The sequence below is a fragment of the Klebsiella huaxiensis genome, from assembly GCF_003261575.2.
In the GTDB taxonomy this organism is placed as follows: Bacteria; Pseudomonadota; Gammaproteobacteria; order Enterobacterales; family Enterobacteriaceae; genus Klebsiella; species Klebsiella huaxiensis.
Genome location: NZ_CP036175.1, coordinates 4,849,733 through 4,873,309 on the forward strand (window position 1 = coordinate 4,849,733; position 23,577 = coordinate 4,873,309).

At 52.3% G+C, this 23,577-nt stretch carries 21 protein-coding genes; 4 read left to right on the forward strand and 17 right to left on the reverse strand.

Annotated features, from left to right (window positions below; genetic code table 11):
• The 15 genes from rnhB to rpsB all read right to left on the reverse strand — a co-directional run bounded on the left by rnhB (position 1) and on the right by rpsB (position 15,250).
• Positions 1–597, reverse strand: a complete 597-nt coding sequence (gene rnhB / locus DA718_RS23220; protein ID WP_112215836.1) for a ribonuclease HII — start codon at positions 595–597, stop codon at positions 1–3.
• Positions 594–1,742 (reverse strand): lipid-A-disaccharide synthase, encoded by a 1,149-nt coding sequence (gene lpxB, locus DA718_RS23225; protein ID WP_112215835.1) that lies wholly within the window; start codon positions 1,740–1,742, stop codon positions 594–596. Before lpxB ends, rnhB begins: the two co-directional genes overlap by 4 nt.
• Complete coding sequence (lpxA, locus tag DA718_RS23230; protein WP_112215834.1) at positions 1,742–2,530, reverse strand: acyl-ACP--UDP-N-acetylglucosamine O-acyltransferase; 789 nt, start codon at positions 2,528–2,530, stop codon at positions 1,742–1,744. Before lpxA ends, lpxB begins: the two co-directional genes overlap by 1 nt.
• Before the next feature lie 3 nt (positions 2,531–2,533).
• Complete coding sequence (gene fabZ, locus DA718_RS23235; protein WP_004145858.1) at positions 2,534–2,989, reverse strand: 3-hydroxyacyl-ACP dehydratase FabZ; 456 nt, start codon at positions 2,987–2,989, stop codon at positions 2,534–2,536.
• Positions 2,990–3,090: 101 nt separating this feature from the next.
• Positions 3,091–4,116, reverse strand: a complete 1,026-nt coding sequence (gene lpxD / locus DA718_RS23240; protein WP_112215833.1) for a UDP-3-O-(3-hydroxymyristoyl)glucosamine N-acyltransferase — start codon at positions 4,114–4,116, stop codon at positions 3,091–3,093.
• A 3-nt stretch (positions 4,117–4,119) separates the two neighbouring features.
• Positions 4,120–4,605, reverse strand: coding sequence for a molecular chaperone Skp (gene skp / locus DA718_RS23245; RefSeq protein WP_110272461.1), 486 nt, complete (start codon positions 4,603–4,605; stop codon positions 4,120–4,122).
• 124 nt (positions 4,606–4,729) lie between these two features.
• A complete protein-coding gene (gene bamA, locus DA718_RS23250; protein WP_112215832.1) occupies positions 4,730–7,159 on the reverse strand; it encodes an outer membrane protein assembly factor BamA in 2,430 nt (809 codons plus the stop codon).
• 31 nt (positions 7,160–7,190) lie between these two features.
• Complete coding sequence (gene rseP / locus DA718_RS23255) at positions 7,191–8,543, reverse strand: sigma E protease regulator RseP (protein WP_112215831.1); 1,353 nt, start codon at positions 8,541–8,543, stop codon at positions 7,191–7,193.
• A gap of 11 nt (positions 8,544–8,554) precedes the next feature.
• The gene (gene cdsA, locus DA718_RS23260) at positions 8,555–9,412 is read right to left on the reverse strand and encodes a phosphatidate cytidylyltransferase (RefSeq protein WP_112215830.1); all 858 of its coding nucleotides are present in this window, start codon (positions 9,410–9,412) and stop codon (positions 8,555–8,557) included.
• A gap of 12 nt (positions 9,413–9,424) precedes the next feature.
• Positions 9,425–10,183, reverse strand: coding sequence for a (2E,6E)-farnesyl-diphosphate-specific ditrans,polycis-undecaprenyl-diphosphate synthase (gene ispU / locus DA718_RS23265; protein WP_112215829.1), 759 nt, complete (start codon positions 10,181–10,183; stop codon positions 9,425–9,427).
• Between the two features lie 242 nt (positions 10,184–10,425).
• Positions 10,426–11,625 carry a 1-deoxy-D-xylulose-5-phosphate reductoisomerase gene (gene ispC, locus DA718_RS23275; RefSeq protein WP_112215849.1) on the reverse strand — a complete coding sequence of 400 codons (1,200 nt, stop codon included), beginning with the start codon at positions 11,623–11,625 and terminating at the stop codon, positions 10,426–10,428.
• A gap of 224 nt (positions 11,626–11,849) precedes the next feature.
• Entirely contained in the window at positions 11,850–12,407 is a 558-nt protein-coding gene (gene frr, locus DA718_RS23280) for a ribosome recycling factor (protein WP_112215828.1), read from the reverse strand.
• Between the two features lie 271 nt (positions 12,408–12,678).
• Positions 12,679–13,404, reverse strand: a complete 726-nt coding sequence (gene pyrH / locus DA718_RS23285; RefSeq protein WP_110272468.1) for a UMP kinase — start codon at positions 13,402–13,404, stop codon at positions 12,679–12,681.
• Positions 13,405–13,552: 148 nt separating this feature from the next.
• Positions 13,553–14,404 carry a translation elongation factor Ts gene (gene tsf, locus DA718_RS23290; RefSeq protein ID WP_110272469.1) on the reverse strand — a complete coding sequence of 284 codons (852 nt, stop codon included), beginning with the start codon at positions 14,402–14,404 and terminating at the stop codon, positions 13,553–13,555.
• Positions 14,405–14,524: 120 nt separating this feature from the next.
• Positions 14,525–15,250 carry a 30S ribosomal protein S2 gene (gene rpsB / locus DA718_RS23295; protein ID WP_112215827.1) on the reverse strand — a complete coding sequence of 242 codons (726 nt, stop codon included), beginning with the start codon at positions 15,248–15,250 and terminating at the stop codon, positions 14,525–14,527.
• A 323-nt stretch (positions 15,251–15,573) separates the two neighbouring features.
• Here rpsB and map point away from each other — a divergent pair, with 323 nt between their 5' ends.
• The 4 genes from map to DA718_RS23315 all read left to right on the forward strand — a co-directional run bounded on the left by map (position 15,574) and on the right by DA718_RS23315 (position 20,572).
• Positions 15,574–16,368, forward strand: coding sequence for a type I methionyl aminopeptidase (gene map / locus DA718_RS23300; RefSeq protein ID WP_110272472.1), 795 nt, complete (start codon positions 15,574–15,576; stop codon positions 16,366–16,368).
• A gap of 62 nt (positions 16,369–16,430) precedes the next feature.
• Entirely contained in the window at positions 16,431–19,094 is a 2,664-nt protein-coding gene (glnD, locus tag DA718_RS23305; RefSeq protein WP_112215826.1) for a bifunctional uridylyltransferase/uridylyl-removing protein GlnD, read from the forward strand.
• A 156-nt stretch (positions 19,095–19,250) separates the two neighbouring features.
• On the forward strand, positions 19,251–20,075 hold the full coding sequence (dapD, locus tag DA718_RS23310; RefSeq protein ID WP_110272474.1) for a 2,3,4,5-tetrahydropyridine-2,6-dicarboxylate N-succinyltransferase: 825 nt from the start codon (positions 19,251–19,253) through the stop codon (positions 20,073–20,075).
• 107 nt (positions 20,076–20,182) lie between these two features.
• Positions 20,183–20,572 carry a DUF3461 family protein gene (locus DA718_RS23315; RefSeq protein WP_110272475.1) on the forward strand — a complete coding sequence of 130 codons (390 nt, stop codon included), beginning with the start codon at positions 20,183–20,185 and terminating at the stop codon, positions 20,570–20,572.
• Between the two features lie 113 nt (positions 20,573–20,685).
• Here DA718_RS23315 and cdaR read toward each other — a convergent pair whose 3' ends face one another.
• Positions 20,686–21,843 (reverse strand): DNA-binding transcriptional regulator CdaR, encoded by a 1,158-nt coding sequence (gene cdaR, locus DA718_RS23320; RefSeq protein WP_110272476.1) that lies wholly within the window; start codon positions 21,841–21,843, stop codon positions 20,686–20,688.
• A gap of 191 nt (positions 21,844–22,034) precedes the next feature.
• Positions 22,035–23,474 carry a serine endoprotease DegP gene (gene degP / locus DA718_RS23325; RefSeq protein WP_112215825.1) on the reverse strand — a complete coding sequence of 480 codons (1,440 nt, stop codon included), beginning with the start codon at positions 23,472–23,474 and terminating at the stop codon, positions 22,035–22,037.
• Between the last annotated feature and the right edge of the window lie 103 nt (positions 23,475–23,577).

Below are 23,577 nucleotides of genomic sequence, written 5' to 3' on the forward strand. Positions count from 1 at the left end.
TCAGGACGCCAGGCCCAGTGCGCGTTTTACCGGGCCAAAGCTGCGCCGATATTGTTCGATTACGCCATGTTCCAGCAGCTTTTGCAGATGAAAAGCGGTGGGATAACCTTTGTGTTGTGCAAAACCGTACTGGGGGAATTGCCGATCCAGTTCGGTCATTTCAGCATCGCGCGTCACTTTCGCCAGAATAGACGCGGCGCTGATTTCCGCGACTCGACTATCGCCTTTAACAACAGCCAGCGAAGGTGTCGGTAGCGGCGGACAGCGGTTACCATCAATAAGAACAAACTCAGGGGAAATACTCAAGCCAGCAACGGCGCGCTGCATTGCCAGCATAGTCGCATGTAAAATATTCAGTTCATCGATCTCATGCGGCTCCGCACGACCGAGGCTCCAGCACAGCGCTTTTTCTTTTATCTCATCAAAGAGCGCAAGGCGGCGTTTTTCACTTAACTTTTTGGAGTCATTAAGGCCCACAATCGGTTTTGCCGGGTCAAGAATCACCGCCGCAGTCACTACCGCGCCAACCAGCGGACCGCGTCCGACTTCATCGACTCCGGCAACCAGATGGGTATGCGGGTAAACGAATTCCATCATTTTGCTAACTCCAGTACTGCGTCCGCCGCCTGCTCATCAGCGTTGCAGCGGATCTGCTGATGCAGGGCGCGGAAGGTTTCATGCATATCGTGGCTGGTTTTACCATCGGCCAGCAGCGGCTTCAGCGCGTCGGCTAACGCCTGCGGCTGGCACTCGTCCTGCAACAGCTCTTTGACCAGTTCACGTCCGGCCAGGAGATTTGGCAACGACACATAGTCGGTCTTCACCAGCCGTTTCGCCAGCCAGAAGGTTAATGGCTTCATACGATAACCAACCACCATCGGACACTTCGCCAGCATGCACTCCAGCGCAGCCGTACCGGAAGCCAGTAGCGCGGCATCGCTTGCTATCATCGCGTCTCGCGCCTGACCGTCCAGCATATGCACCGCAAGATCCGGTGCCGTTTCCGCTTTGATACGCTCAAACTGCTCCCGACGCTTCACATTGACCAGTGGCACAACCACTTCCAGGTCAGGGTAATAGCCTCGCAGGATCTGCGCCGTTTTCAGGAAATCGGCGCTAAGCATCTCGACTTCAGCCCCACGGCTACCGGGCAGTAGCGCCAGACAGTGTACTTCACGGGCAATTCCCAAGCGGTCGCGCGCGGCGCCTTTGTCCGGATCCAGCGGCATCGCATCCGCCATCGTGTGACCGATAAACCGGCAGGGAACGTTGAATTTGTCATAAAACGCTTTTTCGAAAGGCAGAAATGCCAGCACCAGATCGGTGGATCTGCCAATTTTGAAAACGCGTTTTTGCCGCCATGCCCACACCGACGGACTGACGTAATGGATAGTTTTGATACCCTGCTTCTTGAGATTACCTTCGAGGGTAATATTGAAATCAGGCGCATCAATACCAACGAAAACATCTGGCTTAAGTTCGGTGAATCGACGGGTGAGATCGGCGCGAATATGCAGCAGTCGACGCAGGCGCCCCAACACTTCCACAATGCCCATCACCGCCAGCTCTTCCATCTCATACCAGGCTTCGCAGCCTTCGGCCTGCATCAATGGCCCGGCAACGCCAACAAAGCGGGCATCAGGTATGCGGGCTTTGAGCGCTCGAATAAGACCTGCGCCAAGAATATCGCCGGAGGTTTCTCCGGCGACCAGGGCAATCGTCAGGGGACGCGATTCAGTCATTAACGAATCAGGCCGCGCGTAGAGCGGGCAAAGAAGTCGCTGAATGCCTGAACTTCAGGGTATTGTGCCGCCAGCTCGGCAATCTCGGGTTTCGCTTCGTCCAGCGTTTTGCCGCTGCGGTACAGCAGCTTATACGCGTTACGAATCGCGGTGATCGCCTCACGGCTGAAACCGCGGCGTTTGAGCCCTTCGATATTGACGCCAAACGGCGTTGCGTGGTTGCCCTGAGCAATAACAAACGGCGGAACATCTTGCGCAACACCGGAGCAGCCGCCAACCATGACATGTGCGCCGATGATGCAGAATTGATGTACTGCGGTCATGCCGCCGATGATAACAAAATCATCCAGCGAGACATGGCCAGCAAGCGTCGCGTTATTGGCCAGAATACAGCGGTTGCCAAGCGTACAATCGTGCGCCACGTGCGCGTTGATCATCAGCAGGTTATCGCTGCCCACCTTCGTTAATCCACCGCCCTGTACTGTGCCACGATGAATGGTGACGCTTTCGCGGATGCGGTTGCGATCGCCAATTTCCACACGGGTTGGTTCACCAGCATATTTCAGATCCTGGTTAACTTCGCCGATGGAAGCGAACTGATAGATCTCGTTATCGCGGCCAATTTTGGTATGACCATTAATGACAACATGAGACTTCAGTACGGTGCCTTCGCCAATTTCGACGTTAGCGCCAACAATACAAAACGGACCAATGTGAACGTTAGCACCAATAACGGCGCCTTCTTCTACAATGGAGGAAGGATGAATAAAGGCGGTTTTATCAATCACGTATCAGGCCTCCCGGCTACGGGCACACATCATCGTTGCTTCGCAAACCACTTTTCCATCAACCAGCGCAACGCCTTTGAAACGAGTCAGGCCGCGACGGGTTTTCTCAAAAGTGACTTCCATAATCATTTGATCGCCAGGTACGACCGGACGTTTGAAACGCGCTTCGTCGATCCCGGCAAAATAATACAGCTCACCCGGCTCCAGTTTTCCCACGCTTTTGAATGCCAGAATGCCGGTGGCCTGCGCCATTGCTTCCAGAATCAGTACACCCGGTAAAATCGGCTTACCAGGGAAGTGCCCCTGGAAAAACGGCTCATTTACAGAAACATTTTTTACTGCGCGCAGAAAACGACCTTCTTCAAAATCCAGCACGCGATCTACCAGCAGGAACGGGTAACGGTGAGGGAGAAGTTCCAGAATCTCTTCAATGTGCAGAGTATGAGTGTCAGTAGTCAAAATACTCTTCCTGTCTAAATATACTAAAGGGCAATAATAACACGGCCTGCGGCAATCTCATGAATGCAACAGGCCGAAAATTTAATGTGTCGGGTGAAGCACTAATCTTGCTGATTAACCTTGCGCTCAATAGCTTTGAGACGCTTGCTCATATCATCAATATTCAGCACCAACGCAGCCGTTTTTCGCCAAACCTTATTCGGTTGCAGCGGAATACCTGAAGAGTAAACTCCCGGCTCGGTGATTGGACGCATAACCATTCCCATCCCCGTTACGGTAACTTTATCGCAGATTTCCATGTGTCCGTTGATCACGCTGGCGCCGCCAATCATGCAGTAGCGGCCAATTTTCAAGCTGCCCGCCATAATCACACCGCCAGCAACGGCAGTATTGTCACCAATCGTCACGTTGTGCGCAATTTGGCATTGATTATCGATGATCACACCGTTGCCGATCACAGTATCGTCCAGCGCACCACGATCAATGGTAGTACAAGCGCCAATCTCCACACGATCGCCAATAATAACGCGACCCAATTGTGGGATCTTAACCCAATTACCACGATCGTTGGCGTAACCAAAGCCATCCGCACCAATTACCGTACTGGATTGGATTAGACAATTCTCGCCGATCTCAATATCGTGGTAAACGGTCACATTGGCCCACAAACGCGAGCCAGCACCAATTTTCGTATTTTTCCCAACGAAGCATCCCGCGCCGATAACAACGTTATCGCCGAGCACAACACCCGATTCAATAACAGCATTCGGGCCAATAGCAACGTCAGTACCCAGCTTAGCCGTGGCGTCAATAACCGCGCTGGGCGCGATATTCTGCGCCGGCTGCGGCGTGGTATCAAGAATTTGAGCCATGCGCGCGTATGTCAGGTAGGGATTACGCACTACCAGCGCGGCACTATGGGCAAAGGGCAAATCATCCTGCGTCATCACGACAGCAGACGCCTGGCAAGCGGCCAGGTGTTCACGGTACTTAGGATTTACCATGAAAGTAATATGGCCCGTTTTAGCGGATTGCATGGACGCAACGCCGGTGATGACGATATCGCCATCACCGTGTAGTTCTGCATCCAACTGCTGTGCTAAATCAGCCAGTCGAATTGAAGGCATTACTTATTTAACCTGTTTCAGCACATCAGCGGTGATGTCTTTTACATCGCTGCTGTTGTATGCCACGGCATTAGAGTCAACAACCAGATCGATGCTCTGATCTTTAGCAACGCTCTGCACTGCGCTCTGGATACGAGTCACCAGCTTGCCACGTTCTTCATTAGAACGACGTGCGCGGTCCTGCTCGAAAGACTGGGCTTTCTGGGAGAAAGTCTGGCGCTGAGCCATCACGTCTTTTTCCAGTTTGGTACGATCAGCACCGGCTTTCATGGACTGCAGACGCTGCATTTTAGACTGCAGGTCGCCTTCCATACGCTGCAGCTCGCTTGCGCGACCTTTAAACTCGTTTTCCAGCGTGTTAGAAACGCCTGTTTTCTGGGCAACCTGTTGGAACAAGTTGTTCATGTTAACCATTGCAATTTTATCTGCCGCCTGAGCGGAAGTTACCATTGCTAAACCCAGACCTGCAGCTAATAACCACTTTTTCACAATAAACTCCTTACCATCCCATGAGTACCCTGGGGTACCGTTATTTGCGTGGCCAGGCGATAACCTCAGTTATCGCCAATAGTCAGCGCTATACTGCTCTTGCATTCCATTGCAGCCAACACAATTACCAGGTTTTACCGATGTTAAACTGGAACTGTTCAGCTTTGTCTCCATCGTACTTTTTAAACGGCTGGGCGTAGGAGAATACCAACGGCCCTAACGGCGACATCCACTGAACTGCGATACCCGCAGACATACGAATGTTGTTCGGATCGCTGTAGTCCGGATAGCCCGGATACGCACCAGAATCCCAGTGAGTATCCCACACGGTCCCCATGTCCCAGAAGAAGGAAGTACGGACCGAATTTGCATATTTATCGCTAATAAACGGCGTTGGAGTGATCAGCTCCAGGCTGGCGACCGCCATGGCGTTACCGCCCACAGCGTCATCAGACTTACATGGTGCAGATTGATCACGATTACATTCGTTATCATAACTATCATCACCGTCATGGCGGCTGCTGGCAGGCAGATAAACCGCTTTCGGGCCAATTGTATTGGACTGAAAACCACGCACGGTGCTTGAACCACCGGCATAGAAGTTCTCATAGAACGGCATCTCTTTACCGCCCAGACCATTACCGTAACCAAAGCGGGTACGTCCCAACATGACCCACTGATGATCGTCATCGATTGGTACATAGGTCGCCGTATCCAGCGTCGCTTTGTAGTATTCGTTGTCAGATCCCGGAATCGTCACTTTACCATTCAGATTAACGCGCGAACCTTCGGTCGGGAAGAAACCACGGTCCAGCTTGTTGTACGTCCAACCATAGTTGAAGGTGAAGTCATCAGCGCTGAACGAGTTTCTGTCGTTCGTGTTGTCCGGATACTGGCCCATCGAATTCAGATAACGCCACATTGATACCTGCGGCTGCATATTGGACAAGGAGTTATGCACATAGCCCAGACCCGCGCGCAGCGAATTGTATTCGTTAATCGGGAAGCCCAGCGTAATGTCTGTACCATAACTTTTGTTGGTATAGTCAGACAGGTCGGCATCGTTAGCATCGAAGTCGTTATAGAAGACACGACCACCGAGGCTGACGCCATCCACGGTAAAGTACGGGTTAGTCACCGACAGTTCAGTATAGGTCTGGTAATCGTTTTTGGTGCCGTTAATACCAACAGAATAGCCAGTACCGAGCCAGTTATCCTGCTGAACGCCAGCCTGGAAGCTAACGCCGCTTTCAGTGCCGTAACCAACACCAAAGTTAAAGCTACCGGTATTACGTTCTTTAACCCTGTAGACAACGTCTACCTGATCCGGGCTACCCGGTACACGCTGCGTATCGGTATCAACCGTTTCAAAATAGCCCAAACGGTTCAGACGATCTTTACCCTGGTCAACCAGGTCGCTCCCCAGCCAGGCACCTTCCATCTGACGCATTTCACGACGCAGAACGGAATCTTTCGAGGTATCGTTACCTTCAAAACGCACTTTACGCACGTAATAACGGTTACCCGCATCCACGTTAACGTGCAGCTTCACCGTCTTGTCGGTATCGTTGATTTCCGGCTGGGACTGAACGCGCGGATAGGCGTAGCCATAGCGACCGAGGAGTTTCTTAATATCATTCTCCATTTTGGTCACTTTGGTGCCGTTATACAGCTCGCCCGGCTCCACTTTGGTCAGCGCTTCGATTTCTGCCGAATGTCCCGCCAGATCGCCCGTCACCTGCACACCAGAAAGCTTGTACTGATCGCCTTCGGTAATGTTGACGGTGATGTAGATGCCCTTTTTGTCCGGCGTCAGGCTAACCTGCGTGGAATCAATGTTGAAACGGGCATAGCCGCGATCCAGATAGTAACTACGCAGAGTTTCGAGGTCCCCTGCCAGCTTCTGTTTCTGGTATTTGCGATCGCCAACCACGTTCCACCATGGCACTTCATCGCGCAGCTGGAATGTCGAAATCAGTTCATCAGTGCTGAAAGCATGATTGCCGACGATATTGATCTGCTGGATTTTAGCCGATACGCCTTCCTGGAATACCAGTTTCAGGTCGACACGGTTACGCGGTAGCGGCGTCACGACAGCTTTTACGCTGGCGCTGTACTTGCCGACGCTGTAGTAAAAATCTTCCAGCCCTTTTTCAATATCAGCGAGCGTGGTGCGATCGAGAGATTCCCCTACGCGTACACCGGATGCCTCAAGGTTTTGCTTGAGCATGTCATCTTTCACCGACTTGTTGCCGGAGAAAGTGATGCTGGCAATCGTTGGACGCTCTTTCACCTGCACCAGCAGGGTATCACCATCGCGCAGGACGCGGACATCCTCAAAGTTGCCAGTGGCAAACAGAGCACGGATGGTGTTACTGATATCATCATCGGTTACGGTATCGCCAGGACGCACTGGCATACTGAGGAGGGCCGCACCAACAGCGACACGCTGCAAGCCGTCGAAATGAATGTCCTTCACCACGAACCCTTCAGCACCGTATACGGTTGCGCTGCTAAACAGCAGCGACGCTATGAGCAACTTTTTCATCGCCATCGTTATTATGCGTTCTTCCTAACAAACTCTCTTACAACCGAGAGAAATCATTGAAAAGTGCAAGCCCCATTAACAACACCAGCAATATTGAGCCAATGCGATAACTAAAGTCTTGAACTCGCTCGGATACCGGTCCGCCTTTCAGCTTTTCAATCGCCAAAAACAGCAAATGTCCCCCGTCAAGAACAGGAAGCGGGAACAGGTTGATTATTCCGAGGTTCACGCTAATCAGCGCAAGGAACATCAGGTAATAAATCAGCCCGTACTCCGCTGACATCCCAGCCCCCTGGGCGATAGAAATCGGCCCGCTGAGGTTGTTCAGTTTGACATCACCGGTTATCAATTTGCCCAGCATCCTGACCGTTAACGACATCAGCTGCCAGGTTTTATCCGTGGCTTCAGCGATGGCGGCAAACGGCCCGTACTGACGCACTGTCTTATATTCATCAGGCAGCGGGATGACCTTAGGTACGACCCCTGCAAACCCCTCAGTTTTGCCCCTGGTGGACTTTGAATCTGGCGTCAAGGTTACCGATAAAGGACTCCCCTGCCGTTCGATGTCCAGAACTAACGCACTTCCCGGATTATCACGCACAAGATTAACAAACGTCATCCACTGCGTTAACGGTTGACCATCGACTTTAACGATCCTGTCGCCCGCTTGCAAACCCGCCTTCTGCGCCGCCGAGTTAGATTGAACTTCTGCCAGGACGGTATCAATCTGCGCGCTGCGCGGCTGAATGCCTAACGAAGCTACCGGATCTTGTTTATCCGGTTCAAACGCCCAGTGCTGCAGATTGAGGATTTTATCCTGACGTTGATTGGTCCCGAAAGGGGCAACGGTAACTATTGTTTGCCGATCGCCAATCTTCGCCACCAGCGCCATACGCACAGCATCCCAATCAGGCGTTTCGATGCCATCTATCGCTTTAAGTTCCGTTCCTTTTGCAATTTGTGCTTGCGCGGCTATCGAGTTGGGCGTTATATCGCCAACAACCGGACGAACGCCAGGGACACCAATAATGAAGACCAACCAGTAGGCAAAAATGGCAAAAAGGAAGTTGGCGATAGGCCCAGCGGCAATAACAGCAGCACGCTGACCAACGGTTTTGTTGTTGAAAGCGTAGTGGCGCATCTCGGGCACCACCGGCTCGACGCGTTCGTCGAGCATTTTGACATAGCCACCCAGCGGGATAAGAGCAATGACGAACTCCGTGCCCTGCTTATCGTAGCGCCGCCAGAGAGCCTTGCCAAAACCAATGGAGAAGCGCTCAACACGGACGCCACAGCGGCGAGCAACCCAGAAATGGCCAAATTCATGGACGGTGATCAACACGCCCAGCGCAATAATAAAAGCAGCCAAATTCCAGAGAACGCTCAGCATAAAATTTTCCGTCAAATCGTCCTGAAAACTAACAATAGCAGACACGCAAACACAGGGACCGCAGCCGTCAGGCTATCAATACGATCCAGAATACCACCGTGCCCGGGAATCAGATTCCCGCTATCTTTAATACCCGCTTCACGTTTAAACATGCTTTCTGTGAGATCGCCAAGCACCGAGGCCAAAGCCGCAATAACTGAGCAAACCAGCAGGACCGTCGGCGTGACATCCAGATGAGCCCACCAGCCGTAAGCCCATGAGATAACTGCCGCCGTGAGCAGCCCACCAAAAAATCCCTGCCAGGTTTTGCCCGGAGACACTTTTGGCGCCAGCTTATGCTTGCCGAACATTTTACCAAACATGTAGGCACCGGAATCCGCGCCCCAGACCAGGATCATCACGTACAGCAACCACAGCGCACCACTGTAATGGTCATCGGCGTAATGCCAGGCGCGCAGCGCCAGCATGCCCCAAAAAAATGGGACAATGGTCAGGATGCCAAAAATCAGACGTAGCGTTTTTGAGTTACGCCAGAAGGCGGCAGAAGCGGGATAAGTCAGTACCAAAATAAGCGCAACTATCCACCAGCCAAATGATGCCCATAGCGACCCCTCAACCAACGGTTGGTGAACGTCGTAATGGTATTCCGGCATAAGAAAAAGCATCAACGCCAGCAGCAGGCCGCAGAGCACCGACAGCCAGACTCTCTGCGTCGTTGAAGTGAAACCGCTAAATTGCCCCCACTCCCACGCGGCGAGCATACAGACGACCAGCGTGACGATGGCAAAACCCGCGGGCGGCAATAGAAAAAGCGCCGCTATAACGACGGGGATTAAGACGAAAGCAGAAATCAGGCGATACTTCAGCAAAAGTGACCCCCATCAGGCATTATTGCCACCCGGCTCAGTGCCGCCGAAACGACGCTCTCGATTAACAAAGGCATGGAGTGCACCTTCAAAGTCCTGTTCAGCGAAATCGGGCCAAAGAACATCCGTAAAGTAAAGTTCGGCATAGGCAATTTGCCAAATCAAAAAGTTACTGATGCGATGCTCTCCCCCGGTCCTAATAACTAAATCTACGGGTGCAAGCTCATTCATACAAACCTGCTGGCTCAGCATCTCTTCCGTGATTTGATCGGGTTGCAGCAACCCTTCCTGTACCTGTTGGGCCAAATGACGAACGCCCTGGACGATATCCCAGCGGCCGCCATAGTTGGCAGCAATATTCAGGGTCAAACCTGTATTGTTCTCAGTCAACGCCTCCGCTTTACGGATACGCTCCTGCAAACGTGCGTTAAAACGTGTTGTCTCGCCGATAATACGCAGACGCACATTATGCCTGTGCAGGCTTTTCACTTCGCTATCCAACGCCCAGACAAACAGCTCCATCAGCGCACTGACCTCCTGCGCCGGGCGGTTCCAGTTTTCACTACTGAACGCGTATAACGTCAACGCTTCAATACCATTATTAGCCGCGAAAGAGACGGCGCGACGCACGGACTTCGCGCCGGCTTTATGGCCGAAGGCACGAATTTTTCCTTGCCGTTTCGCCCAGCGACCGTTGCCGTCCATAATAATGGCAACATGGCGACAACCATGCGCAGGCGACATTTCGCTGACAGTTTGATTAGCAGACAACATAACGCGTTTTAAGTCCATAATAAGGATTAGCTAAGCCACCAAACACGGGCCACCGGTCAGCGCTGGATACGCATTTTTATCCGGTACCGGAGCTACGGCCAATCGCAGAGAACAACCAAAAGCTTTACGCAAAAAAGCCGTGTTTTGCCACGGCCACCGTAATCTTTCACAACAAAATGCAACGATCGGGTGGCGCAGACTATATCACCGAAGCCCAGCGCCCACAAATATCACAGTGAGTATCAGAATTTGCTCCGAGCGGCCAGTAACTGGCTTGCGCTCACCCGAGCCATCGCGTCAATCTCCAGCACTTCATCAATACTTTGCGGCTCATTTAGCGTCTGTTGATCCAGGACCGACTGATTGACTGCTGCAATATCAGTGAAACGGATATCATCGTTCAGGAACGCGGCTACGGAGACTTCATTCGCCGCATTCAGCGCCGTTGTCGCCGCCTGCCCCGCATCAAAGGCATCCATCGCCAGCTTCAGGCAAGGATAACGCCCGTAATCCGGTGCGGAGAAGCTCAGGTTACTCAACTGGCAAAAGTCCAGCGGTTTCACTCCAGAGTTAAGACGCTTTGGCCACCCCATAGTGTGGGCAATCGGCGTACGCATATCCGGCTCACCGAGCTGTGCCAGAACGCTACCGTCCTGATAACGCACCATCGAATGAATCACTGATTGCGGATGGATAAGCACTTCCATTTGCTGCGCCGAAGCATTAAACAACCAGCGTGCTTCGATATACTCCAGTCCCTTGTTCATCATGGTGGCTGAGTCGACGGAAATTTTGCGCCCCATAGACCAGTTTGGATGATTACAGGCCTGGTCTGGCGTCATTACCGCCAGTTCGGAAATCGCCGTTTCCCGAAAAGGGCCCCCGGAACCGGTCAGCAGAATCGACGCCACACCGTTCTGCGTTAAATCAGCGTATCCCAGATTGTGTTGAATTGTTTCCGGCATACTCTGAAAAATCGCATTGTGTTCGCTATCAACCGGCAGCAGACGAGCCCCGAACTGCTGCACCGCCTCCATAAACAGGCGACCACAGGTCACCAGCGACTCTTTATTCGCCAGCAGCACCGTTTTCCCGGCGCGAATGGCTGACAGCGTCGGTACCAGCCCTGCCGCTCCGACAATCGCTGCCATCACCTGATCAACATCGTCCAGTGCCGCAACCTCAGCAGCAGCCTGCTGGCCACTCATGACTTCAGTACGGCTGCCGTGTTCGCGGAGTTTTGTCCGCAACAGCTCAGCGCTGTGTGCATCATCCATAACCGCGTAACGAGGGGAAAATTCCAGACATTGTTCAACCATGCGGTCGACATTTTTCCCGGCGACCAGCGCGGTAATAGAAAAGCAGTCAGGATTATGGCGCACCACATCCAACGTGCTGCAGCCGATAGAACCGGTCGAACCGAGAACGGTTAATTGCTTCATGAGACGCCCAGAAGAATTAAGACAGGATAAAAAGCAAAACGCCGCCAGCAAGCCTTTATGCATCAATTATCAGGTGAGAGCGGAGGCACAGAGCCTTTGACATGGTGCCAAAGGCTACAAGGCCAGCCGTCTAAACGCAATCCCGAAAATTGAGCGTACGGTCTCCTGTACGGCGTTTCAGATTTTACGCAGGCCGCACTTCCGGCCCGCGAATTGGCAGAGAATCAGAACTGCATCAGTTCCGCTTCTTTATCCGCCAGCGCCGCATCAACTTTCTTGATAGCAGCGTCGGTCATTTTTTGCACGTCGTCCTGAGAGCGGCGATCGTCGTCTTCGCTGATCTCTTTCTCTTTCAGAAGTGCTTTTACTTTGTCGTTGGCGTCGCGACGAACGTTACGCACGGCAACGCGCGCCTGTTCAGCTTCACCACGCACGATTTTGGTCAGATCTTTACGACGTTCTTCGGTCAGCGGCGGCAGCGGAACGCGGATATCGCTACCCGCAGAGCTTGGGTTCAGACCAAGGTCGGAAGCCATAATCGCTTTCTCAACGGCCGGACTCATGGAGCGATCGAAGACGTTAATCTTCAGTGTACGGGAGTCTTCTACCGTTACGCTAGCCAACTGGCGCAGCGGAGTCGGCGTACCGTAGTATTCCACGATAATGCCATCCAGCAGGCTGGGAGAAGCACGACCCGTGCGTATTTTGCTGATTTGGGTTTTGAACGCTTCAACGCATTTATCCATGCGTACTTCAGCATCTTTTCTGATATCGCTAATCACGTTACGAATCCTTGAAAACTTGTCTCAGGCAGACCAGACAATTGCACATAGTGGAAATGTGCTAAGTATAGCCCTGATTAATATGTTTACGGGTAAGGCACTGTCCCACGACGGTAGTGCAAAATCTTACCTCTATTTCTACACAAAATCATTCAAGTTGTATCAAGGCGGCAACTGAGCGAATCCTCAGTCACTTACTACAGTAAATGACTGAGGTGAGCAAAGGCAGCCAACGCAGAAACAGCTTGAAGGATGAAGTGTAACACGGAAATTATTCCGTGATTAACGTCCCTTCTTTTTCACCCATCACCACACGGCGCAGCGCGCCTGGCTTGTTCATGTTGAACACGCGAATCGGCAATTTATGGTCACGGGCCAGGGTGAAGGCTGCAAGATCCATCACTTTCAGTTCTTTATCCAGTACTTCGCTGTAGGTCAGCTGATCGTACATGGTGGCAGAAGGATCTTTGGCCGGGTCAGCGGTAAATACGCCATCAACTTTCGTCGCTTTCAACACAACATCAGCTTCGATTTCGATACCGCGCAGGCAAGCTGCGGAATCAGTGGTAAAGAAAGGATTGCCCGTACCGGCGGCCAGAATCACCACGCGGTTGTTACGCAGCAGGCTAATAGCTTCCGCCCAACTGTAGTTATCACATACGCCGTTCAGCGGAATAGCTGACATCAGGCGGGCGTTCACATAGGCGCGATGGAGAGAATCACGCATTGCAAGGCCGTTCATGACCGTTGCCAACATGCCCATGTGGTCGCCCACAACGCGGTTCATACCTGCTTTCGCCAGACCAGCTCCACGGAACAAGTTACCGCCACCAATCACTACGCCAACCTGAATACCCAGTTCAACCAGTTCTTTGATTTCCTGAGCCATACGGTCAAGTATGCTTGCATCAATACCGAAGCCTTCTGAACCTTGCAGCGCTTCGCCACTTAATTTAAGCAGAATACGTTTGTAGACGGGTTTTGCATTGGTAGCCATGTTTCTTTCCTGAGACTGTCAACGAATGAGATGAATTATTTCTGGCGACATTGTACGTCGCTTTCCAGCGTAGCCACCAGAGCGGTTGGCTGAATTTACAAGTTAGGCACAAAAAGAAGCCGCCCTCAGGCGGCTCCTTTTTTGAAAATTAAGACTGCTTGGACATCGCAGCAACTTCTGCTGCAAAGTCAGTCTCAACTTTCTCGATGCCTTCACCCACTTCAAAGCGGATGAAGCCAGTCACGTCAGCGTTGTGCTCTTTCAGCAGCTGAGCAACAGATTTGCTCGGATCCATAACGAAAGGCTGACCAGTCAGAGAAACTTCGCCGGTGAATTTCTTCATGCGGCCTTCAACCATTTTCTCTGCGATTTCTTTCGGCTTGCCAGACTGCATGGCGATGTCCAGCTGAACCTGGTACTCTTTTTCTACTACGTCAGCAGAAACATCTTCCGGCTTAACGAATTCAGGCTTGCTTGCAGCAATGTGCATAGCCAGCTGTTTAACCAGCTCAGCGTCAGCGCCTTTAGCCGCAACCAGAACACCGATACGCGCACCGTGCTGGTAAGAACCCAGAACTTCGCCTTCCAGGGAAGAAACGCGACGAATGTTGATGTTCTCACCAATTTTAGCAACCAGCGCAACGCGTTCTTCTTCGAACTGTGCTTTCAGTACTTCAACATCAGTGATTTTGCCTGCAACAGCAGCGTCCAGTACTTTGTTAGCGAATGCCTGGAAACCACCATCTTTAGCTACGAAGTCAGTCTGGCAGTTAACTTCCAGAATGATGCCATAGGTGCCGTCAATTTTAGTGATGATCACACCATCAGCAGCAACGTTGCCTGCTTTTTTCGCTGCTTTAATAGCACCGGATTTACGCATGTTTTCGATTGCCAGCTCGATGTCGCCGTTAGCTTCGGTCAGCGCTTTTTTGCAATCCATCATGCCTGCGCCAGTACGCTCGCGCAGCTCTTTTACCAGGGATGCGGTAATTTCAGCCATTCTTTAATCCTCGGGAGATTTGACTCGCCCGGTTCCAGGAACCAAACGAATTTAAAAGTGAAAAAGGGGCCGCTAAGAGGCCCCTATTTATACACGGTACTAAATAAGGGGATAACCTTATTATTCAGCTTCTACGAAGCTTTCTTCCGCTTGAGAAGCCAGATCCTGCGAACGACCTTCACGCACGGTAGTCGCTACAGCACCCAGGTACAGGCTAACTGCGCGGATTGCGTCGTCGTTACCCGGGATAACGAAGTCAACACCGTCCGGATCGGAGTTAGTATCAACGATAGCAAATACCGGAATACCCAGGTTGTTTGCTTCTTTGATAGCGATGTGTTCGTGGTCAGCGTCGATAACGAACAGTGCGTCCGGCAGGCCGCCCATGTCTTTGATACCGCCCAGGCTGTTTTCCAGCTTGCCCAGCTCACGAGTACGCATCAGCGCTTCTTTCTTGGTCAGCTTGTCGAAAGTACCGTCCTGAGACTGAATTTCCAGATCTTTCAGACGTTTGATAGACTGACGAACGGTTTTCCAGTTAGTCAGCATACCGCCCAGCCAGCGATGGTTCACGAAGAACTGGTCGCAGCTGTTAGCAGCTTCTTTCACCGCTTCGCTTGCAGCGCGTTTAGTACCAACGAAAAGGATTTTGCCTTTACGAGAAGAGATCTTGTTCAGTTCAGCCAGAGCTTCGTTGAACATCGGTACAGTTTTCTCAAGGTTGATGATGTGAACTTTGTTACGTGCGCCGAAGATGAAAGGCTTCATTTTCGGGTTCCAGTAACGGGTCTGGTGACCAAAGTGAACACCAGCCTTGAGCATGTCGCGCATGGAAACAGTTGCCATGTTTAAAACCTCTATATTAGAAAGTTGGGGTTAAGCCTCCACGCATCCCATATTACCGACCCCAAGGGGCACCCCGGAATATGTGCCGATACGTGTGTGTTGTTACACAAAGTGAGATTTATCGCTTCAGTCCATCTTGTGTATCTGAGAATGGAACGGAAGTCCGGCGCGCTTTATACCACAAAACCAACCCAGACACCAACTGTTGTTGACGTAGCGTGCTGTTAATGATTCTCAATTTGGCAGCAGGACACCCGGACTGTTAACATTGATCGGACATAATCTATTATTGTCGAAAAAATCGACATTGCTGGACACTATCCATGGCTATTTCTATCAAGACATCTGAAGACATCGAAAAAATGCGCGTCGCCGGTCGCCTGGCCGCCGAAGTGCTGGAAATGATTGAACCTTACGTAAAACCGGGCGTCAGCACCGGCGAACTGGACCGCATCTGCAACGATTATATCGTTAACGAGCAAAAAGCCGTTTCAGCTTGCCTGGGCTATCACGGTTTCCCGAAATCCGTCTGCATCTCTATTAATGAAGTGGTATGCCACGGGATCCCGGATGACGAAAAATTGCTGAAAGATGGCGATATCGTCAACATTGATGTCACCGTGATTAAAGATGATTTCCACGGCGACACCTCGAAAATGTTCATCGTCGGCAAGCCAACCATTCTTGGCGAGCGCCTGTGCCGCATCACCCAGGAAAGTCTGTATCTGGCGCTGAAAATGGTCAAGCCAGGCATCAACCTGCGCACCATCGGTGCTGCGATTCAGAAATTCGTTGAAGCGGAAGGTTTCTCCGTGGTGCGCGAATATTGCGGTCACGGCATCGGTCGCGGCTTCCATGAAGAGCCGCAGGTTCTGCACTATGATTCAGCGGAAACCAACGTGGTCCTCAAACCGGGCATGACCTTCACTATTGAGCCGATGGTCAACGCGGGCAAAAAAGAGATCCGCAGCATGAAAGACGGCTGGACGGTAAAAACCAAAGACCGGAGCTTGTCTGCGCAGTACGAGCATACTATTGTGGTGACAGACAACGGCTGCGAAATTCTGACGTTACGCAAGGATGACACCATCCCGGCGATAATCTCGCACGACGAATGATGAAAAGCCGGCGCCAGCCGGCTTTTTTATGACGGGCGATAGTTTTTTCTTATGGTGGCGCGATGAGCAACTCTTTACCTGACACTGTCTCCCCTGCTCTGTCCGGTCAGCCGGATAATCCAGACGACTGGTCGCAAAACGATTTCAACTGTGCCGCCATTAAGGCGCATATCGATACATTCCAGCGTTGGCTGGGCGAGGCTTTTGATAACGGCATCGCCGCCGAACGATTAATAGAAGCACGTACCGAATTTATCGACCAGTTGCTCCAGCGACTATGGGTCGAATACGGCTTCGGCTCGGTCAACGATACCGCCCTGGTCGCAGTAGGCGGCTATGGTCGCGGCGAGCTCCACCCGCTCTCCGACATTGACCTACTGATTCTGAGCCGCAAAAAGCTGCCCGATGAACAGGCGCAAAAAGTCGGTGAACTGCTGACGCTACTGTGGGATATCAAACTGGAAGTCGGCCACAGCGTGCGCACCCTCGAAGAGTGCCTGCTGGAGGGGTTGTCAGATCTCAGCGTCGCCACCAACCTGATCGAATCGCGCCTGCTCATCGGCGATGTCGCGCTATTCCTTGAATTACAAAAACACATATTTAGCGACGGCTTCTGGCCATCAGAAAAGTTCTTTGCCGCAAAAGTCGAAGAGCAGAACATACGCCATCAACGCTATCACGGCACCAGCTATAACCTGGAGCCGGATGTCAAAAGTAGTCCTGGCGGCCTGCGCGATATTCACACTCTCCAGTGGATCGCACGCCGTCATTTTGGCGCCACTTCTCTTGATGAAATGGTCGGCTTCGGCTTCCTCACCGAGGCCGAGCGTAACGAGCTTAACGAGTGCCTGCATCAGCTATGGCGGATTCGCTTTGCCCTGCATCTTGAGCTAAACCGCTACGATAACCGCCTGCTTTTCGACAGACAGTTCAGCGTTGCCCGTCGCCTGCGCTATGAAGGCGAAAGTAACCAGCCCATTGAGCATATGATGAAGGATTTCTTTCGCGTCACGCGCCGAGTGAGCGAACTGAACCATATGCTAATCCAGCTGTTCGAAGAAGCCATTCTCGCCCTTACCGAGGATGAGAAACCGCGGCCCATTGATGACGATTTTCAACTGCGCGGTACGCTTATCGATCTACGCGATGACACGCTGTTTATCCGCGAGCCGCAGGCCATTCTGCGCATGTTCTATATGATGGTGCGTAACAGCAGCATCACCGGAATCTACTCCACCACGCTTCGCCATCTGCGCCACGCCCGTCGCCATCTGACGCAGCCGCTTTGCTATATCCCGGAAGCGCGAACCTTGTTCCTCAGCATGCTGCGCCATCAGGGCGCGGTAAGCCGCGGTCTGCTGCCAATGCACCGCCATAGCGTGCTGTGGGCGTACATGCCGCAATGGTCACATATTGTCGGTCAGATGCAATTCGACCTGTTTCACGCCTATACCGTTGATGAACACACCATTCGCGTCATGCTGAAGCTCGAGAGTTTCGCCAAAGAAGAGACCCGCAGCCGCCACCCGCTATGCGTTGAGCTGTGGCCACGTCTGACGCATCCAGAACTGATCCTTATTGCCGCCCTGTTCCACGACATCGCCAAAGGACGTGGCGGCGACCATTCGATCCTCGGCGCCCAGGACGTACTCAAATTTGCCGAACTTCATGGTCTCAATTCACGTGAAACGCAGCTTGTCGCCTGGCTGGTACGTCATCATTTACTGATGTCGGTTACCGCTCAGCGTCGCGATATTCAGGACCCGGAAGTGATCAAGCAGTTCGCCGAAGAGGTGCAAACGGAGAACCGTCTGCACTATCTGGTCTGTCTGACCGTCGCCGATATCTGCGCCACTAACGAAAACCTGTGGAACAGCTGGAAGCAAAGCCTGCTGCGCGAACTCTATTTCGCCACCGAAAAACAGCTGCGCCGGGGAATGCAAAATACTCCAGACATGCGTGAGCGGGTACGCCACCACCAGCTTCAGGCGCTGGCCCTACTGAGGATGGAAAATATTAATGAACAAGCTCTGCACTTGATCTGGAACCGCTGCCGCGCCAACTATTTCGTACGTCATACGCCGAATCAACTCGCCTGGCATGCGCGTAACTTACTCCAGCACGATCTCAGTAAACCGATGATTTTACTGAGCTCTCAGGCAACGCGCGGTGGCACCGAAATTTTTATCTGGAGCCCGGACAGACCGTACCTGTTCGCTGCCGTTTGCGGTGAACTGGACCGCCGTAACCTGAGCGTCCACGATGCGCAGATCTTTACTACACGCGACGGTATGGCAATGGATACCTTCATTGTTCTTGAACCGGACGGCAGCCCGCTTTCCGCCGACAGGCACGAGATTATTCGCCTGGGCCTGGAACAGACGATTACCCAACGTAGCTGGCAGCCACCAGCCCCGCGTCGTCAGGCGGCAAAATTGCGGCATTTTTCCGTCCCGACGGAGGTTAACTTCCTGCCAACGCATACCGATCGAAAATCGTTCCTTGAGCTGATCGCCCTCGATCAGCCGGGTCTGTTAGCGCGCGTCGGCCAGGTGTTTGCCGACCTCGGAATTTCGCTCCACGGAGCGCGAATTACGACAATTGGTGAGCGAGTAGAAGATTTATTTATAATCGCCACGGCAGACCGGCGTGCCCTTAATAATGAGCTGCAACAAGAAGTGCAACAACGGTTGACAGAGGCCCTCAATCCAAACGATAAAGGGTAGCGAATTTAAATGTACATACACAAAGTCATTCGAGCTGCATCAAGGCGGCCAGGGAGAGAGCCTCAGGAGCTTACGATAGTCAGTGACTGGGGCGAACAAGCGCAGCCAACATAGAGGCAGCCTGAAGGATGAAGTGTATAAATGGAAAGAGAAACGATGCAGCAATTACAGAATATTATTGAGTCCGCCTTTGAGCGTCGCGCCGACATCACGCCGGCAAATGTGGATACCGTAACCCGCGAAGCGGTTAATCAGGTGATTTCTCTGCTTGATTCCGGCGCCCTGCGCGTCGCTGAAAAAATCGACGGCCAGTGGGTAACCCATCAGTGGCTGAAGAAAGCGGTTCTGCTCTCTTTCCGTATTAACGATAACCAGGTTATCGATGGTGCGGAAAGCCGCTACTTCGATAAAGTTCCGATGAAATTCGCTGATTATGATGAAGCGCGTTTTCAGAAAGAAGGTTTCCGCGTGGTTCCACCGGCAGCCGTCCGTCAGGGGGCGTTTATCGCTCGCAACACGGTTCTGATGCCGTCTTACGTGAACATCGGCGCATACGTTGATGAAGGCTCCATGGTTGATACCTGGGCAACCGTCGGCTCCTGCGCGCAGATCGGTAAAAACGTTCACCTGTCCGGCGGCGTCGGCATCGGTGGCGTACTGGAGCCGCTGCAGGCGAACCCGACCATCATCGAAGATAACTGTTTTATCGGCGCGCGTTCTGAAGTCGTCGAAGGCGTGATCGTCGAAGAAGGTTCCGTGATCTCCATGGGCGTGTACCTGGGCCAGAGCACAAAAATCTACGATCGCGAAACCGGCGAAGTGTTCTATGGCCGCGTACCGGCTGGCTCCGTAGTGGTATCCGGCAACCTGCCGTCGAAAGATGGCAAGTACAGCCTGTATTGCGCCGTTATCGTGAAGAAGGTCGACGCCAAAACGCGCGGCAAGGTCGGAATCAACGAACTTCTGCGTACCATCGACTAAGCAGTATAAAAAGCGGGAGGCATCCCGCTTTTTTTATATATTAAGCTGGCGAAGATAGATTTTTTCGTTAATTATTCAAAGATTACGATGATATCAAAGGTACCGTTATGTACGATAATCTGAAAAGTCTTGGTATTACCAATCCTGATGAAATCGATCGCTATAGCCTGCGGCAGGAAGCCAACAACGACATTCTGAAAATCTATTTTCAGAAGGACAAAGGCGAGTTCTTCGCCAAAAGCGTCAAGTTTAAGTACCCACGTCAGCGTAAAACCGTTGTCGCAGACGGCATTGGTCAGGGATATAAAGAAGTCCAGGAGATCAGTCCAAACCTCCGCTATATCATTGATGAGCTGGATCAGATCTGCCAGCGCGATCGCACTGAAATCGATCTTAAGCGTAAAATCCTCGACGATCTGCGTCATCTGGAAAGCGTTGTTACCAATAAGATCAGCGAAATTGAATCCGATCTGGAAAAACTGACGCGCAATAAATAAGTCTGCTATGGGCCAAATACTGGCCCTGTTTCCCACCCTTCAGTCTCTTCTCCTTCATTTACTCATTTACAACGCCTGGAACATCAATCGATCCCGCCCGTGACGGGAGTTTCTTAACGTTGTTCGTCCAGCTGTAAAGCAATATACAGCAACAAACGGTCGTCAAAACTCCCCAGGTCCAGCCCAGTCAGTTCAGAAATACGATTCAGACGATATTCCAGCGTATTACGGTGAATAAATAGCGCCTTTGAGGTCGCTAGCGGTTGCACATTGTGACGGAACCACGCCTGTAGGGTACGCCTTAACAGACCGTTATTATCCATCGCTTTCAATCGAACCAGCGGACGCGCCAGCTCGTTGGCCTGCCAGCCGCCGCGCAGGCTATCCAGCAGCACCGGCAGCATCAGGTCCTGATAAAAATAGCTCCGACTCTCCGGCATTCGCTGTTTACCGACCATCATTGTGGTTCGGGCGGTACGGTAAGAACGTGCGATGCTACCAGGTCCAGTAAAGAAGTTACCCAGCGCCACACGAAAACGCAGCTGACCATTCTCTTTCATCCTGCTGATCAACTGCTCGACCCGTTTACAGTGATCTTCTGCATCCCAACGGCCAAAAGCATTCAACGCAGGCTTCAGCACCACCATTTCAGTCAGTGAAACAATGGCCACCAGATTATTACGGTCCGGCGTCGTCAGCGCGGTTTGTAGCTGCTGTAGCTCCGCCATCGCGCTGTCTACGCCCAGTTGGCCGCTATCTACTTCAATCATTGCGACAACACGCGGCTGGTTCAGATCGATTCCCAACCGCTGCGCCCATTCGGTCAGCGCTGGGGTGTTCTCCTCCGCCTGAATCAGGTTCATCACCAGTTCTTCACGCAGACGGCTATCCTGGGCCAGGAGATGCATCAGCCGCGACTGCTCCAGCATCATCTCCGCGGTCATACAGACCAGCTCACCGTATTTGCGCAGCGATTCCGGTTCACCGGTCAGGCCGATTACGCCAACGATTTCCCCTTCCAGACGCAGCGGCAGGTTGATGCCCTGGCGCACGCCGTGCAGATGTCGCGCCACGGCATCATCAATATCGACAACGCGCCCTTGTGAAAGGACCAGCAGCGCACCTTCGTGCAATTCACCAATTCGCTCGCGATCTCCGCTGCCGATAATGCGCCCGCGAGCATCCATTACGTTGATATTGGTATCAATGATGCGCATCGTGCGCGCCACGATATCCTGCGCCATTTTGGTATCAAGGTGCCAGCCAGCCATGTAACCCTCCCGTGAGCAGGCTATCAGCATAAAAGAGTTGGCAATAGGCCGCATTGTGCATTAGCACAAAGCCAAGATAAGAAGTATGGAGTTGTGGGAGGTGTCACAGAACGAAAAACGGAATGGCCTTCAGAGTGAAAAAAGCCCCTTCCCTCCGCAAGGAGAAAAGGGGCTTTGCAAGCAGATGTGGATTACTGCATCAGCAGGTAGATAGAGGTATCGCCACGCTGAATATTCAGTGCCAGAACCGACGGTTTGGCATCAAAGATTTTGCGCAGGTCGGCAATATTTTTCACCGGCTGCTGGTTAGCGCCAACGATGATATCGCCTTTCTTCAGGCCAATCTGCGCTGCCGGAGTCCCCGCTTTCACGTTGCTCACTACGACGCCTTTATCCTGGCCTTTGTTGCTCATTTCCGCACCTTCAATACCATTGAAGATAGTGCTTGAATCAACCTGATTCTGATTACTTTGCTGCAGCTCTACGGTCGTCGTTACCGGTTTGCCGTCACGCAGCAGACCAAGCTCGATTTTGCTACCGATAGGCATGGTACCCACCTGAGCACGCAGCGCGGCAAAGCTGCTAATTGGCTTACCGTTCAGCGTGGTGATCACGTCACCGGCTTTAATACCTGCTTTACCCGCCGCAGAACCCGGCATAACCTGGCTGACGAAAGCCCCGCGCTGAGCATCGACTTTCATCGCTTTCGCCAGTTCGGAGTTCAGCTCGGTTCCCATGATGCCCAGCTCACCGCGCTTAACCTGGCCAAACTTAACCATCTGATCGGTCAAGTTTTTCACCATGTTGCTCGGGATCGCGAAGCCGATACCGATGTTACCGCCGTCCGGTGCCAGGATCGCGGTGTTGATACCGATCAGTTCGCCGTTCAGGTTAACCAGCGCGCCGCCGGAGTTACCGCGGTTAATCGCCGCATCGGTCTGGATAAAGTTCTCGTAATTTTCAACGTTCAGGCCGCTACGGCCCAACGCGGAAACAATCCCGGAGGTCACGGTTTCACCGAGGCCAAACGGGTTACCAATCGCCACGGTGTAATCACCGACGCGCAGGGTATCAGAGTCCGCCAGCTTGATTGCGCTCAGGTTTTTCGGATCCTGAATTTGAATCAGCGCGATATCAGAACGCGGATCTTTACCGACCACTTTTGCCTCAAACTTACGGCCATCGCTCAGCTGAACTTTGATCGTCGTCGCGTTATCCACGACGTGGTTGTTGGTGACGACATAACCTTTAGCGGCATCAATGATCACCCCAGAACCAAGGGCCATAAATTTCTGCTGCTGGCCGCCGTCGCTACCCGGAGCGCCACCCTGCCCGCCGCCCTGACAGAACGGAGAGCTTTGGAACGGTGAACCGTCCTGGCAGAACGGTGAATTATCACCAAAGAACTGCTGGAAGTTACGCGGCATCCGCGGGGTATTAACGGTAGTGCTCCCCTCAACGTTGATGCTCACGACAGACGGCATCACCTTTTCCAGCATAGGAGCCAGACTCGGCATCTGCTGTGCATTAGTGGCCGAAGAAGCTGTTTCCGCCGCGCTCGCAGAGAGAGGGGACAACGCCAGACCTAAACTAAGAGCCAGAGCACTCATTGCTAACGTGGTTTTTTTCATATGTTTCAATCTCGATTTCAGATAACGGAATAGTTGCTGTTTACGTGACTATGAGAGTCATTTTATAGCGCGAAGTTCCGGAATGAAGTTTTGGCAAAAGTAA

What these genes read in the sequence shown, in the direction of transcription:
- rnhB (WP_112215836.1), bottom strand. Translation starts at nt 597, where the DNA reads ATGATGGAATTCGTTTACCCGCATACCCATCTGGTTGCCGGAGTCGAT.
- lpxB (WP_112215835.1), bottom strand. Translation starts at nt 1,742, where the DNA reads ATGACTGAATCGCGTCCCCTGACGATTGCCCTGGTCGCCGGAGAAACC.
- lpxD (WP_112215833.1), bottom strand. Translation starts at nt 4,116, where the DNA reads ATGCCTTCAATTCGACTGGCTGATTTAGCACAGCAGTTGGATGCAGAA.
- bamA (WP_112215832.1), bottom strand. Translation starts at nt 7,159, where the DNA reads ATGGCGATGAAAAAGTTGCTCATAGCGTCGCTGCTGTTTAGCAGCGCA.
- rseP (WP_112215831.1), bottom strand. Translation starts at nt 8,543, where the DNA reads ATGCTGAGCGTTCTCTGGAATTTGGCTGCTTTTATTATTGCGCTGGGC.
- ispU (WP_112215829.1), bottom strand. Translation starts at nt 10,183, where the DNA reads ATGTTGTCTGCTAATCAAACTGTCAGCGAAATGTCGCCTGCGCATGGT.
- ispC (WP_112215849.1), bottom strand. Translation starts at nt 11,625, where the DNA reads ATGAAGCAATTAACCGTTCTCGGTTCGACCGGTTCTATCGGCTGCAGC.
- pyrH (WP_110272468.1), bottom strand. Translation starts at nt 13,404, where the DNA reads ATGGCTACCAATGCAAAACCCGTCTACAAACGTATTCTGCTTAAATTA.
- tsf (WP_110272469.1), bottom strand. Translation starts at nt 14,404, where the DNA reads ATGGCTGAAATTACCGCATCCCTGGTAAAAGAGCTGCGCGAGCGTACT.
- rpsB (WP_112215827.1), bottom strand. Translation starts at nt 15,250, where the DNA reads ATGGCAACTGTTTCCATGCGCGACATGCTCAAGGCTGGTGTTCACTTT.
- map (WP_110272472.1), top strand. Translation starts at nt 15,574, where the DNA reads ATGGCTATTTCTATCAAGACATCTGAAGACATCGAAAAAATGCGCGTC.
- glnD (WP_112215826.1), top strand. Translation starts at nt 16,431, where the DNA reads ATGAGCAACTCTTTACCTGACACTGTCTCCCCTGCTCTGTCCGGTCAG.
- dapD (WP_110272474.1), top strand. Translation starts at nt 19,251, where the DNA reads ATGCAGCAATTACAGAATATTATTGAGTCCGCCTTTGAGCGTCGCGCC.
- DA718_RS23315 (WP_110272475.1), top strand. Translation starts at nt 20,183, where the DNA reads ATGTACGATAATCTGAAAAGTCTTGGTATTACCAATCCTGATGAAATC.
- cdaR (WP_110272476.1), bottom strand. Translation starts at nt 21,843, where the DNA reads ATGGCTGGCTGGCACCTTGATACCAAAATGGCGCAGGATATCGTGGCG.
- degP (WP_112215825.1), bottom strand. Translation starts at nt 23,474, where the DNA reads ATGAAAAAAACCACGTTAGCAATGAGTGCTCTGGCTCTTAGTTTAGGT.